The organism is Brevibacillus sp. MS2.2 (genome assembly GCF_013284345.1).
GTDB classification, from domain to species: domain Bacteria; phylum Bacillota; class Bacilli; order Brevibacillales; family Brevibacillaceae; genus Brevibacillus; species Brevibacillus brevis_C.
Genome location: NZ_JABSUZ010000004.1, coordinates 68,679 through 82,147 on the forward strand (window position 1 = coordinate 68,679; position 13,469 = coordinate 82,147).

14 protein-coding genes and 1 other RNA gene are annotated in these 13,469 nt (G+C 48.3%); 8 read left to right on the forward strand and 7 right to left on the reverse strand.

What is annotated here, in order from left to right:
• Nucleotides 1-38: 38 nt before the first annotated feature.
• The 3 genes from HP568_RS04665 to HP568_RS04675 form a co-directional block, all read right to left on the reverse strand.
• Nucleotides 39-692, reverse strand: a complete 654-nt coding sequence (locus tag HP568_RS04665) for a SurA N-terminal domain-containing protein (protein ID WP_048032370.1) — start codon at nt 690-692, stop codon at nt 39-41.
• A 108-nt stretch (nt 693-800) separates the two neighbouring features.
• Entirely contained in the window at nt 801-1,487 is a 687-nt protein-coding gene (locus tag HP568_RS04670) for a tetratricopeptide repeat protein (protein WP_048032371.1), read from the reverse strand.
• An 80-nt stretch (nt 1,488-1,567) separates the two neighbouring features.
• Nucleotides 1,568-3,529 carry a beta-propeller domain-containing protein gene (locus HP568_RS04675; protein WP_173628471.1) on the reverse strand — a complete coding sequence of 654 codons (1,962 nt, stop codon included), beginning with the start codon at nt 3,527-3,529 and terminating at the stop codon, nt 1,568-1,570.
• 182 nt (nt 3,530-3,711) lie between these two features.
• On the opposite strand from HP568_RS04675, the gene HP568_RS04680 reads away from it, so the two are divergent.
• The 5 genes from HP568_RS04680 to HP568_RS04700 all read left to right on the forward strand — a co-directional run bounded on the left by HP568_RS04680 (nt 3,712) and on the right by HP568_RS04700 (nt 9,005).
• Nucleotides 3,712-5,247 carry a fumarate hydratase gene (locus HP568_RS04680; protein WP_048032373.1) on the forward strand — a complete coding sequence of 512 codons (1,536 nt, stop codon included), beginning with the start codon at nt 3,712-3,714 and terminating at the stop codon, nt 5,245-5,247.
• Between the two features lie 165 nt (nt 5,248-5,412).
• On the forward strand, nt 5,413-6,633 hold the full coding sequence (locus tag HP568_RS04685) for a metal-dependent hydrolase family protein (RefSeq protein WP_048032374.1): 1,221 nt from the start codon (nt 5,413-5,415) through the stop codon (nt 6,631-6,633).
• Between the two features lie 150 nt (nt 6,634-6,783).
• Nucleotides 6,784-7,125 carry a LysM peptidoglycan-binding domain-containing protein gene (locus tag HP568_RS04690; protein WP_048032375.1) on the forward strand — a complete coding sequence of 114 codons (342 nt, stop codon included), beginning with the start codon at nt 6,784-6,786 and terminating at the stop codon, nt 7,123-7,125.
• 99 nt (nt 7,126-7,224) lie between these two features.
• Nucleotides 7,225-7,413 (forward strand): hypothetical protein, encoded by a 189-nt coding sequence (locus HP568_RS04695; RefSeq protein ID WP_007724315.1) that lies wholly within the window; start codon nt 7,225-7,227, stop codon nt 7,411-7,413.
• Between the two features lie 182 nt (nt 7,414-7,595).
• Entirely contained in the window at nt 7,596-9,005 is a 1,410-nt protein-coding gene (locus HP568_RS04700; RefSeq protein ID WP_173628565.1) for an MDR family MFS transporter, read from the forward strand.
• A gap of 2 nt (nt 9,006-9,007) precedes the next feature.
• Here HP568_RS04700 and HP568_RS04705 read toward each other — a convergent pair whose 3' ends face one another.
• Both HP568_RS04705 and yfkAB read right to left on the reverse strand, forming a co-directional pair.
• Nucleotides 9,008-9,262 (reverse strand): alpha/beta-type small acid-soluble spore protein, encoded by a 255-nt coding sequence (locus HP568_RS04705; RefSeq protein WP_173628472.1) that lies wholly within the window; start codon nt 9,260-9,262, stop codon nt 9,008-9,010.
• 32 nt (nt 9,263-9,294) lie between these two features.
• Entirely contained in the window at nt 9,295-10,410 is a 1,116-nt protein-coding gene (gene yfkAB / locus HP568_RS04710; RefSeq protein ID WP_173628473.1) for a radical SAM/CxCxxxxC motif protein YfkAB, read from the reverse strand.
• A gap of 76 nt (nt 10,411-10,486) precedes the next feature.
• Here yfkAB and HP568_RS04715 point away from each other — a divergent pair, with 76 nt between their 5' ends.
• A complete protein-coding gene (locus HP568_RS04715; RefSeq protein WP_173628474.1) occupies nt 10,487-11,170 on the forward strand; it encodes a DUF1385 domain-containing protein in 684 nt (227 codons plus the stop codon).
• Nucleotides 11,171-11,332: 162 nt separating this feature from the next.
• Nucleotides 11,333-12,052, forward strand: coding sequence for a class I SAM-dependent methyltransferase (locus HP568_RS04720; RefSeq protein ID WP_173628475.1), 720 nt, complete (start codon nt 11,333-11,335; stop codon nt 12,050-12,052).
• Between the two features lie 54 nt (nt 12,053-12,106).
• Here HP568_RS04720 and HP568_RS04725 read toward each other — a convergent pair whose 3' ends face one another.
• Nucleotides 12,107-12,640 carry a gamma carbonic anhydrase gene (locus tag HP568_RS04725; protein WP_048032380.1) on the reverse strand — a complete coding sequence of 178 codons (534 nt, stop codon included), beginning with the start codon at nt 12,638-12,640 and terminating at the stop codon, nt 12,107-12,109.
• A gap of 13 nt (nt 12,641-12,653) precedes the next feature.
• Nucleotides 12,654-12,962, reverse strand: coding sequence for an iron-sulfur cluster biosynthesis family protein (locus tag HP568_RS04730; RefSeq protein WP_048032381.1), 309 nt, complete (start codon nt 12,960-12,962; stop codon nt 12,654-12,656).
• A gap of 116 nt (nt 12,963-13,078) precedes the next feature.
• Here HP568_RS04730 and rnpB point away from each other — a divergent pair.
• Nucleotides 13,079-13,468, forward strand: an RNA gene (gene rnpB / locus HP568_RS04735) — RNase P RNA component class B.
• Nucleotide 13,469 lies beyond the last annotated feature (1 nt).

The following is a 13,469-nucleotide window of genomic DNA, read 5'->3' on the forward strand; positions in this document are numbered from 1 at the left end:
GCGCCACAACAGGCTGACACAAGTCTTTTTTGTACGATTTATTTTGAAGCAGGAAGTTCTGCTTTGTTCGCTTCTTTCTCTTGATCCTCTACTTTTTCAAATGCTTTGTCCAAAATTTGAACATTATGCTTTTGCTTAATTTCCTTGATCCACTTACTCATGTTGGAACGTTTGTTTTTATCTTTTACTTTCTCCGTTACCTTTGGACGTACTTGTTCCAGTGTGCCGTCAAGCTTTTCTTTGTTTTTCTCATAGTATTCCTTGATTTGCTCTTCCGTGATCGGGTAAGCTTTCTCGAACATCTTGTCTCTTAACATGATTAAACGTGATCTCTCACGCAATTCATCCTCGGTAATTTCTTCTTCAGTCAAATACTCCTGGAATTTCTCTGGACCCATTTTTTCTTTGATGGGGTTAATTTTTGCGTCCAGTTCCTGATCACTTACTGTGATCCCCTGTGCAATCGCTTCTTGTTTATACACTTCCTTCGTGATGAGATCAGACATCACGCTTTTCCCATCTTCTTTTTTCATAGCCTCATATACTTGATCTTTGGTAATAGAGACAGTTCCCACTTTAGCCAGTTCTTCTGTAGAGGGAGAAGCAGTTTCTTTTCCAGGTGTACAGCCCGCTATAGCGAGACCGAGTACAAGTGCTGAGGCAGCGAGTATAGATACATTGAATTTTTTCATGAAAAATACCTCACTTTCTTGATAGTAATACGACTGTGCATAGAGCAGCGTTACGGGGACCGGAAAATAAAAACCGCACACATAAAGCAATGTGCGGTCGTCAATCGATTAGCTGGCTTGTGTAGAGGCTTTTTTCCACTCTTCCAAGCGTTTTTCCAGTACGGTGTGATTCAGATGCAAAAGACTGGCTGATTTGTCCATCAACTGCTTGAGATGGGAAAGGGCCCGCTCGTAATTTCCTTTGGCAGCTTCAATCTCTGCCAAGCAGAAGAGCTTCCAGTCTTTTGCCGATCGTTTGCTTGCAATTAGCTGGTAAGCTTCTATTGCACTCTCGACTTCACCCAGGCGGGCATGTGAGCAGGCAATAAGAGCTAAGGAATCAGTCATTCCCTGATCGCGCTGGTAAATACGAAACGCCACTTCCAATGATTCGTTGTATCGTTCGGATGAATAGTAAACGATCGCCAAGTTGTAAAACAAGTAGTGAATCATCGCTTGATTGAATAACGTGGGTCGTTCTTTGCAGACGTTGATTCCTTGAACGATATATTTTTCGGCCATTTCATAATTGCCAAGCATGATCTCATGGGTTGATTTATCCAGCATAGCGACAGCACGGGAACGGTTCTTCCGATAGGAAGCCTCCAGCCAGCGCAATCGAATATTCAAACGGCGTTTGAAAAGATTGGCCATGTACTGAAAGCGGAAGGGCCAGTGCAGGCGAATAAACATAACCAACAGCACAGCCGCAATCCCTGCCAGCGTTGATGTCAAATTAAAACTCAAATACTCCACGTAGTGACACCCTCTCTATTTACGCTGCATCTATTACCCCATCTTAGCACAGAACCTGTCCCCATGACAGAGCATTACCGCTATTTCGTCAATGGCAAGATATTCTCTTTTTTGGGGGCAGAGAGCTGCTGCGTTTTGACGTAATCGTCGGAAACGGTATAGAGCGTGTTGCCAATCGTGAGTATCCGTTTAATGTTGCTGGTGCTGTCGTACCAGCCTTCGCCTGCTTTGGCGACATCTTCCTTGGTCAGATGGGTGATCTGATCGGTCAGTTGAAAACCTTTTTGCAAATCGAGCTGATAAACATAGGCACCTTGGAAAGTAAAGTGGCCGTACTCGCGCATATCGTTTTTGGCTTTTTGTTCAGCCGTTCGTTCATGGACGGATACAGGGAAGGCTAGCAGATTTTTTTCTTTGGAGAACAGCAGAGCCTTGTGATTATGCAACAGCTCGGAGTCTGTTCCTCTGTCCCCGATAACAGTCTTGAACTTTTCCTTCGGTTTCGTTACATCACTGACGTCAAAGAGAGCGATTTTCATCCCTTGGTAGTACGCCCAGTCTTTATCTGATTCTGCTTCTTTACCAAAACCGATGATATGGTTTTCATCATACGGGTGTAAATAGTCGCTGTAACCTGGAATTTTGAGGGCACCCAGTACTTTTGGCGCAGAAGGCTTCTTCAGATCGAGAACGAACAGCGGGTCGACTTTTTTGAAGGTGACCATGTAGGCACGATCACCCATGAAACGGACAGAGTAAATGCGTTCTCCTGGAGCGATGCCTTCTAGCTTGCCGAATACCTCGAGTTTGTTGTCCAGTACATACAAGTTGTTTTTCGACGTATGCTCATCGTCTCGCCACATGTTTCCGCTCGTGGTGGCAATGCGGAAATAACCGTCGTTTTCATCCATGGAAAACTGGTTCAGAATGAGTCCAGGCACCGACCCTTTCCCCGTGTAGCGAATGTCTCCCTTGTTCATAGCAAAACGATAAATGGTTGTATCTAACTCAACGGGAGGGGCAATCAGAGGAGTTGTCACTCCTTTTTGCTTAACGGCTACTGGCTGGGCATTGTTCTGGGTGACGGCTACATACAGATTTTTGGTGGATGCATAGATGTTCTCGCCAGCACCAAGATACGTATGCAGTGACATCTTTTGTTTCGAATCTTCCAGATTCACACCAGCAACGATCAAATACTCTGGACGAAAGTGATCCGGGAAGTAACGAATCTCGTTGTAGGGAATGGTTTGGTATTGGTTATGATGGGCGCTGTCTTTATACGCTGGGCCTGGCACTTCTGCTTTCTCTTGCATAATTCGATACGTGTCCATGTAATGGTTGGCTGTCACGTACAAGCTCCCACCGATTTTGCGGGACGACATGTACTGACCTTCCAGCTCCAGTTGACGAATGAGCCGAGGCTGTTTTTTGTCCGTAATGTCGTAGATCATGGTTTTCACGGACTGCATGCCTTGGTAACGGGGAATGCCTCTTTTGGAAGCAGGACCAGGAGGATAGGAGATGGTCTCATCCGCTTGACCGATTACGATGAGTCTATGATCGTCTACGTACATTTCTTGCGGTACGAATTTTCCATTGTCGTAGCTGATACGGCTTGCGACCTTCATCTCGGTGGCAGGATTCGCTTTGATGATGCGCACTTCATTTTGCGTGGATTGATAAAGATAAGTTCCGTCTGATTTGACGATATCTGCTTCATCGACGCCCTGCACTTGGGTATTCGTTGTGGAAAAATCACCGCGCACAGCGCCGCCGGAAGTGTCCGCTGCTTTGTTGGCCGTGCTAGGTGCGGCTGCTGGTAAAGCGTTACTGGTTTCCATGGTGCCGTAATGGTAGCTGTCCGCGTTTGATGATTGGATGAGCTTTTTCAGCTCCGCATAGGAACCGACTACTGGCAACTCTTCTGTAGATGCTGCGGCTTGAACGGTTGGTGCCACTACTGTACCCGTCGTGAACAGGAAGGGTATAGCGGTCACCACCAGCACGGAGGCGAGAAGCCCGGCAAAAGTTCGTTTCATTTTAATCCCCCTCGTATCTGCTTCTTACCAAAATTTTCTGTCGGTAATAAGACGATGCGTGTTTACGGAATGTTTCACACACTCTTTGGGCATCAATCTACGGACAGGTGGGGGAGCGTGTGCTATAATAATAGGCGGTTTATGCTACCATTTACACCACTACGTCAAAAGGGGCGTCATAGATGGAAAACTTGAAGCAAAGCATTCTGGAACTCATCACGGATACTTCTACGAATCTACCACCAGACGTGCGTCGTGCCGTCAATGCAGCTAAAGTGAAAGAGGATCTTGGCACACGTGCAGCGCTGTCGTTGTCTACGATTGCGCAAAACGTTGTCATGGCAGAAGAAAATGTTTCTCCGATCTGTCAAGATACGGGGATGCCTACATTCGAAGTGAAAACTCCGGTTGGAGTCAACCAGCTGATCATTAAACAAGCAATCAAAGAAATGATTGCAGAAGCAACCAAAACAGGTAAGCTGCGTTCCAACTCCGTAGACTCCTTGACGGGTGCAAACACAGGGGACAACCTCGGACCAGGTACTCCTGTCATTCACTTCGAGCAATGGGAAGAGGATGAAATCGAGATCAAGCTAATTCTCAAAGGCGGCGGCTGTGAGAACAAGAACATCCAATACTCCCTGCCCTGTGAGCTCGAAGGCCTGGGCAAAGTGGGCCGCAACCTGGATGGCATTCGCAAGTGCATTTTGCACGCCGTCTACCAAGCACAAGGACAAGGCTGTAGTGCCGGCTTCATCGGCGTAGGAATCGGTGGCGATCGCACCTCCGGTTATGCACTGGCGAAGCATCAATTGTTCCGCAAAGTAGACGATGTGAATCCAATTGCTGATTTGGCTGCATTGGAAGACTACATCATGGAAACAGCAAACCAACTCGGAATCGGAACCATGGGCTTTGGTGGTAACTCGACTCTCTTGGGCTGTAAAATCGGCGTGGAAAACCGCCTGCCAGCAAGCTTTTTCGTATCCGTTGCGTACAACTGCTGGGCATTCCGCCGTCAAGGTGTTCGCCTGAATCCGGAGACTGGCGAAATCCTCCGTTACCTCTATAAAGACGAAGAAGTAGCGATGGACTTGTCCCCGGTAGCAGCTACGGACGATGCGGGCGAAAAGCGCAGAGAGGTTGTTCTCGAAGCGCCAATCTCTGAAGAACAAATCCGCAGCCTGCGAGTGGGCGATGTGGTCATTATCAACGGTGAAATGCACACAGGACGCGACGCCCTGCACAGCTACCTGATGGATCATGACTGTCCAGTGGACCTGAACGGTGGCATCATCTACCATTGCGGTCCAGTCATGCTGAAGGACGAAGCAGGCGACTGGCATGTAAAAGCGGCTGGTCCGACTACCTCCATTCGCGAGGAGCCGTACCAAGGCGAAATCATCAAGAAATTCGGAATCCGTGCCGTTATCGGAAAAGGCGGAATGGGTGCGAAAACCCTGAAAGCATTGAACGAGCATGGCGCTGTTTACTTAAATGCAATTGGTGGAGCGGCCCAGTATTATGCAGAATGCTTGGAAAAAGTAGAAGGTGTCGACTTCATGGAATTCGGTATTCCAGAAGCGATGTGGCACCTGCGCGTAAAAGGCTTCGCAGCAATCGTCACCATGGATTCTCATGGCAACAGCTTGCATGCGGATGTGGAAAAGTCATCTGCAGAGAAATTGGCTCAGTTTGCAGCACCTGTATTTAAATAAGGAATGTAATACGAAAGCCTCTGGCGCACTTCACGTGCTACCGGAGGCTTTTTTTTCAAACTAGGCGGGAGAGGAGAAGGAAATAGTTGGATAGATGATGAACTTTCGAGGAACTAACCACGATTGCGGACAGATGGATTTTCATTTTTGACAGGGGGGACAGGAATGAAATGGTTGATTGCTGATCGCGTCATTATCGGAGATGGAGAGCATGTAATCGAACAAGGCGCTGTCGGGATTGATGAGCGAGGAAAGATTGTAACAGTAGGGAAAGAATCGGAGCTTACAGATTCGATTTCGGAAGGAGAGGTAAAGCGGTACAGCGGATGCTCCATTTTGCCAGGTTTGATCGATTTACATGTTCACATCGGGTATTGGTGGAGCAAACCAGACTCGGCTGAGTATCGCAACAACGATGGACTCGTGGCTTTACTTGCGACAGCGAACTTGAAAGAGGCACTTTCTTTGGGGGTCACGACGATCCGTGATGTTGCAGCACCGGATGGATTGTGCAGTACACTGAAGCTGGCAGCCAAGAACAAGTTCATTGTTTCCCCTCGTCTTTTTCAGGTAAACCAGGGGATTATTATGACCGGGGGGCACGGCTGGCAATTAGAGGGTGCCCTGCGAGAAGCAAATGGTCCGTGGGAAGTACGCACAGCCGTGCGTGAACAAGTGAGGGCAGGGGCAGACTGGATCAAGCTCATGACGAGCCATCGGACACCAACGCCGGAGTTTACTCAAGAGGAGCTGGATGCGGCGGTTGATGAATCGCATCGCTTGGGACGGAAATGCTGTGTGCATGCCTCGCTCCAACCCGCGATACAGATGGCGATTGATGCGGGATTTGATACGATCGAGCACGCGACGTTTATGACCGTTGAACAGGCAGAGCAGATGAAAGAAAAAGGATTGGTATGGGTACCGACCATGGTCACCTTCTTCCAGATTGCTGATTATTACAAGCATATTTGGAATGAACAGCAACAGGCGAATCAAGGCATATTGAGCGAAGGGCTTATGGAGCAGGGAGCCTTTTTCATCGAATCGGAAAAGGCGTACCGGGAGAACTTTGCACGATTGATAAATACAGGTGTAAAGATCGCTACGGGTACGGATATCGTATTGGAAGGCTATCCGATTACGCCTGTGGCAGAGGAGATCAAGCTGATGGTGGAGCTGGGGATGGAGCCAATTCGGGCGATCCAGGCTGCTACTCAAAACGCTGCTGAGGTGCTGGACCAAGGGAGTAAGATCGGTACGCTAGCGCCGGGTTATTTTGCAGATCTGCTTGTGGTAAAAGGGGACCCTTTACAAGAGATAGAGGCATTGAAGCAAGTAGAGGAAGTGTTTCTTGAGGGTGTGACTGTCTATTCAAAGTGCTGATGGGGCTGAGCCTTGCTCTTTCAGGTTTGTAACGGCGTTTGTACTGGGTGTTTGACTATTCTTTGCCAAAATGGGTATTGGTTTATTGCGCGTGTACCAGGGCGGGCATAGGTTAATAACGAATGATCACAGAAAAAAGGAGTGAGATTCGTGAACTATGTAGTCCGTTCGGGAGATACGCTGAACAGCATTGCGGCTCGTTTTGGTGTATCCGTTCAGGAATTGATCCGCGTGAATAATATTGCCTATCCCTATTACATTTACGTTGGTCAAAATTTGTACATCCCGATTACTCCGACACCAGCTCCTGGTGGAGATGTCGAGCGTCGCTTGAATCGACTGGAGAATCGAGTAGATGCGCTTCGCGAAGACTATCGCAGGCTGGATAATCGGGTAGATCGGTTGGAGAACCGTGTCACTCGTCTGGAGCGGGCCATTACGCCGACACAACCTCCACGCCCACGGCCGACTGGCACGCCTCGTCCACGCTAAGCTGCTGGATAGAGGGCCGAATAATTTTCCACACTTCGCCATTTCCTCTTCGCCTGATCCTGCATAAAGTGATACGAGAGGATTAAGAGGAGGTGCGCCATGCTAGGGTTAAATGGAAAAAACGTCCGACACCATTTCATGGGCGTCTATGGAAAAGTGGTACAGATTCGGGAACTGGTGGATGTGATTGACCAAGTTTTTGACTCTGTAAACAAAGTAGGCGACATAGGAAAGGCGATGCTTGGACCTCGTAAGGCAAGTGCCAAAAAGCTCGATAAGTTGAGATGAATGGCAAAACAAAAAAACCGCGTCCGTAAAGGAGGCGGTTTTTATTTATAGTTTATTCATGGTTCTTAGGGGCAGACTCTATCATCAGAATAACTCATCAGAAAGAAAAAGTCTACTCTTTTTCCGGAAATTCCCTTATATTTTTGGAGCTGTTATCAACTGACTTCAAAAAGGGGAGTGCGATGGAGATGGAAAAGGAAAAGCGCCGCGTGGGGTTAATTACGGGTGGAGTGCTGATGGGGTTAGTCTTGTCAGCGTTGGATCAGACGATTGTCTCAACAGCCATGCCGACAATCACGAAAGAACTGGGAGGTCTATCTCTTTATAGCTGGGTGTTCGCTATTTATATGCTCACATCGACCACGAGCATGCCCATTTATGGGAAAATGGCGGACTTGTTTGGAACGAGAAAAATGTATTTGATCGGGTTGTTTCTGTTTCTCTTAGGATCTCTCCTGTGCGGCATGGCGAATTCCATGACGAGTCTGATTACAGCGAGAGGAGTTCAAGGTTTGGGCGCTGGGGCATTAATGCCGGTTGCATTCATCATTGTAGGTGAACTGTATCCACCCGAAAAGAGAGGCAAATTTCAAGGCCTTTTCGGAGCTGTCTTTGCCATGACGAGTATACTCGGTCCCTCGTTGGGAGGAATTCTTGTGGAGCTTTTGCCATGGGGATGGATCTTCTTTATCAACCTTCCCATCGGTATCGCTGCCTTTTTGATCATTGCTCTAGCCTTTCGTGATCTGCGGCACTACGAAAAGAAGCCAGTGATTGATTGGTATGGGGCGATTAGTTTGAGTGCAGCCATCATTCTCATCCTGCTGTCCCTTGTCATGGAGGAGACGGAATACAAGATTGGGTTAGGGGGAGCGGGTATTCTACTTATCGGCTTGTTCATCTGGATTGAAACCAAAGCAAAGGAGCCCCTGCTTCCGCTGTCCCTATTTCGCATTCCGGCCATTGGATATGGCAATCTCGTAGGATTCTTTGTGAGTGCTGCTTTGTTCGGTGCAATCGCATATATCCCTCTGTTCGTCCAAGGAGTATATGGTGCGAGCCCCTCAGAAGCTGGATTCCTTTTAGTGCCACTCATGCTGTCCGCAGCGATTTCTTCGACGGTTGGGGGAAGATGGATGGCAAAAGCTTCATTTCGGGCGATTCTGATTCCCAGCTTACTCATCATGGCGACAGGCTTTTTCCTTCTAAGCACGATTGATGTAGAGACAACCAACACACGGCTCGCAAGCTACATGATTGTCACAGGTCTAGGCATGGGGGCAATCTATCCAGCACTCGGTACAGCAGCACACTGCGCCGTTAAACCGCAAGATCGGGGCGTTGCCATGTCGACATCGCAATTATTTCGTTCCCTTGGGGGGACGATTGGAATTAGTGTGTTTGGGACCATCGTAGAATGGCAGATGCGGGCAGGAATGGTGTTTAGTGAAGCTTTGCACGGCGTCTTTATCACTGGATTGATTCTAATTGGAATCAGCCTGATAGCCAGTGTCCTACTCGGCAATATTCGATTGCTCGACAAAGACCCCCGCTTTTCGCATCCATCGAATAACGGGGGTCCCAAACAATAGGATTACGGTTTTTTATTCATGCCTTCCATGGCCATCCGTACCATCTCTCTGACCATACTGCCGCCCAAGCGTCCTCCGATTCGACCAGCATCGTGAGAGGTTAACTGTCCATTGTAGCCGTGCTGCAACGGAACATGAATTTCTTCTGCGACCTCGAATTTGGCCAGAGCGGGATCAGCAACGTGTGCAACCTGTGCTTTGAGCGCGTCCAGTCCTTTTCTCGCCTCGGGGACGAGAGGGCGTTTGCGTCTGCTCATGGTAGATCACCTCACGCCCTAGTGTGCCCCGATTAGACGAGTGCTTTGCGCAGAGTAAAATCAGTTTCCTGATAGTAAGTATTAGCAACGAGCAGATTAGGTCCTGCACATCCAGCAGCAGGGCAGAAGCAATTGATCTTCTGATTCAGCGTGTGTTCTTGCCATTTTTCAAACATCGCCTGGAGCTGATCAGTTTGAATATTGCCCAATGGCTCTACATCTCCGAAATCGGTCACGATGACATCGCCGGTGAAAATGTTGATGTTAAGACGATTGCGACCATCTGGATCATTGCGAGTCGTCACATTTTTCGCAGAGCGCAGTCTGCTGATCAATTCCCTGTCTGCTGCTTCAGGACTGCAAGCGAAAAACGGAAGCGTCCCGAAAAGCATCCACAAATCTTCATTGCGTACATCGAGCATCCGATGAATGGCTTGACGGAGCTCTTCGAGTGAAAGGACATCCAGATCACGGGCAAAATCACTCGCATACATCGGGTGTACCTCATGGCGCTTGCTGCCCATCTCCTGAATCTGACGGTGGAGCGTATCGAGCTTTGTCCATGTGCGATGATTCAGCATTGTCTCGGCTGAGACAAATACACCTGCTTCTGAAAGCTTTCGCGCATTTTCCATCATCTCTTGAAATTGTGCTTCCGCTCTTTTGATTGAAACCGGCTGCCGTGCTTTTGCGTAAACAATATCATGGAATTCTTCAGGAGTAGACCAGTTCCACGAAATATGCATGACGTCGATGTAAGGCAGGATCAACTCATACCGAGAAAACGGCATGGACATGTTGGAGTTGATTTGCGTCCGCAGCCCACGATCTGCTGCATATTGTAGAATAGGCGCGATCACAGTTTTCACGGTGCGCTCGCTGTACATCGGTTCTCCGCCTGTTATACTGATAGTAAGCAGATCTTTTGCTTCATCGAGACGACGAAGTATGAGATCGACAGGGAGAGCGGGATCGTCTTTGTATCGCAATGTATCACCAACCGCGCAATGCTCACAGCGGAGATTGCACAGATTCGTTACAGTAAACTCGACGCTGGTAAGTTTATAGGCGGGGGGTGTCGCATTGAACAACGGCTCCCATGGATCGTGTAAAGGTGTTAATGGTGTAGTTGGAACCATGCGGATCAATTGTGGAAACCTCCTTCATTCTGCGTACAACAACCTATTATAACGACATTAGGGCGGAAGGAGAATAGCTAACGAGATGATTATGGGGATGTCATTTGGACGCGGTGTGCTTTTTCATGATCGAAATGTGCTGGCATGCGCGGAAGTAAAAGACGGCGTGATTCATATGTGGGCGGAAAAAATCACATTGAAAACGATAGGGAAGCTCTGGTATCGAATATTTTTCTCCTTTCCGTGGTACTATCAATTGTTTCATCTCCTGCTCGCTGGTTATGTACTGGCAGCGATCGTGAAGCCTGATTGGGCCATCCTCGATCCAATGTGGGTAGCTGTATACATCGCGGGCTTTCACTTCGTTTTTCCGAAAATGATGAAAAAATTTCACGGCGCGGAACATAAAGTGTTTAGCTATGGGGGTAAGAAGTCGTTAGCAGCATTGAAAGAGATTCAACGGGCAAATATCGTGAATGACGGCTGCTCGACGAATCTGGTCGTGTGGTTTTTTACGGGGTTCATTTTATCTGTATTCATTTTACCCTTGGAATGGAGCGTCGCATGCGGAGTAGCTGGACTGCTTGTTGGCATGCTCGGGGATCACTACGTGCGCAAATATTTCGGCTTTCTTTACAAGCTGTCGGCTTTCTTTCAAAAATACAGCACGACCAAAGAACCGGATCGGCTCCACTTAGAGACAGCGATCCGCTCGTATATGCTGTTTGAACACATTCGCGAGGTAGATCGATTGCAGAATGCTTCGTAAGGTAAAGCGGTGTTTCCATTATGGATACGCCGCTTTTTTTGTTCCATGCACAGGTTAGTTGCGTCATTGAATCCTGAAAAGTATTTTGGTAATATTTGCTCAACTCTTTCCTTTTCCTTTGAAAAGGATCGAGGAATATGAGATGAGGAGAGCTGAGACGAGATGAGAAAAGAACAGGATGCAGGGGTGTACGAGCAAGTGGGAGTGGCTATGACATGCCGTTCCTATCAAGAGTATGTGGATATGTTTTCGCTCACGGAGGAAATCTTGACGAAGGGACCGATCTTGGATGTCGGGGCAGGAGCGTCCTCCTTTACAGTAGAGGCATGTCAACAAGGACGAGAGGTAATCGCAGTCGATCCGCTTTACGAAATGAAGCCTGAAGAGATTGATACGAAGGGGAAGCGAGAGATCGAGGAATCGACACAAAAGCTGGCTGGAATTGCACATACACTTCTTTGGGAATATTACGGCTCGCTTGGCCAGCATCAGCAAAATAGAGAAAGGTCACTGAAGAAATTCATTGCCGCGTATCGTGCCGATGAAGGCATCGGTAAAAGATACGTCTCAGGCTTGCTGCCGGAATTGCCTTTTGCAAACGATCAATTTTCACTGGTGCTTGGCAGTCATTTTTTGTTTTTGTACCACCAACAGTTCGATGAGCAATTTCACCTGGACGCGATCAATGAATTACTTCGTGTTTGTCAGCCTGGTGGTCAAATCAGACTCTATCCGTTAATCGGATTGGATCGTAAGCCATATAGCAAGCTGCCACAGCTCATGGAAGAAATACAACGGTTCGGCCACACTTCCAGTCTGCAACCGACGAGCTTCCGGTTTTTAGTGGGCGCAACGCATTATTTAGAAATTCGCAAATCATAAAAAACAGGGAGGATAGAAGGGGCATAGGCGCCCTCGACCTCCCTGTTCTTTTTCCTACTCCCGTTCTAGCGGGGTTTCTTCCAGTTGGCGATACATCTTTCCTTTATCTACATACGATTGGCGAATGCGTACGAATTCTTTCAAGTCTGCCTCATTAAGTTCGCGTTTTACTTTGGCTGGATTGCCGACAACAAGCGAGCGAGGTGGTACCTTCATGCCTGGAGGAACAAGTGCACCCGCCGCAACCATCGCTTCTTCCCCGATTTCCGCACGATCCAACACAATCGCGCCCATTCCGATCAATGCACCGCGTCGTACCACGCAGCTATGTAAAACGGCATTATGTCCAACGGTCACCTCGTCTTCGAGGATCAACGGGTTGTTGGGGCTTTGATGCAGGGTGCTATTGTCTTGCACGCTGACACGTTTGCCAATGATGGTCGGAGCGATGTCCCCGCGGATCACGGTGTTGTACCAAATAGAAGAATCCTCGCCGATTTCGACATCGCCAGAAACGACGGAGCCTTTTGCCAGGAAAACAGTAGGGTGAATCTTTGGTTTGATGTTTTCAAATGATAAGAGCAGCATAGTAACCTCCTAATCAATGTGTAAGCGAGCAATCTGTTTGCATCGGGCGCGGATGGAAAATAGAGAAGCGGCCAGTTGCAGGGTCGCAGTCGATGACGGTTCCGGAAAGCTTGTCTATCTCATGCGTTTGATAAAAGAAATGAATCCCACCTATATTTTGGGCAATATCGTGTTTGTCCGCTTCCGTAATGGCGATGCTATATGAATAGCTGCCACAACCCGTCGTAGTCGGGACGAGTCTGATTCCGAGCTGTTCAGCATCCGATTCTTCCGCGATCATTTGTGCAAGACGTACTGCCGCAGTTGGAGTAATGGTTATCATCGTTATACCTCCTCGTAGCCATTTCTATTGTACTACAAATGGACCTTCCAAATCCTGCTTGTTGACCATGCAGGAGGCATGTGATAGAGTAAATGTTACTGATTCTGATGTGCAGGAAATGTGGGTAGTCGCTGCCGCAATCGTTTTAACGATTGGTGGTAGAGGAAAGTCCAGGCTCGCCCAGGCTGAGATGCCTGGAGTGTTCGTACCTGGTGCAAGCCAGGGCAGTGAGGTGCTGAGCCTTGCTGACGGCGTGGAAAGGGCTCTCTCTGAGGCCCGAGTACGCTGAAAGTGCCACAGAAACGTAGCTTTTCTGGCGACAGAAAAGATGGAACGCGGTAAACCCTGCGAGCGAGAAACCCAAATTAGGTAGGGGAACCGTCCTGAAGGAATCAAACGGAAAGGACGGATGGTATCTTCGGATGCCATAGATAGATGGCTACCGCTCTTGGTGCGAGGGATTGCCCCGCTTGAAGCACGGGAGAGACAGAACCTGGCTTATAGCAT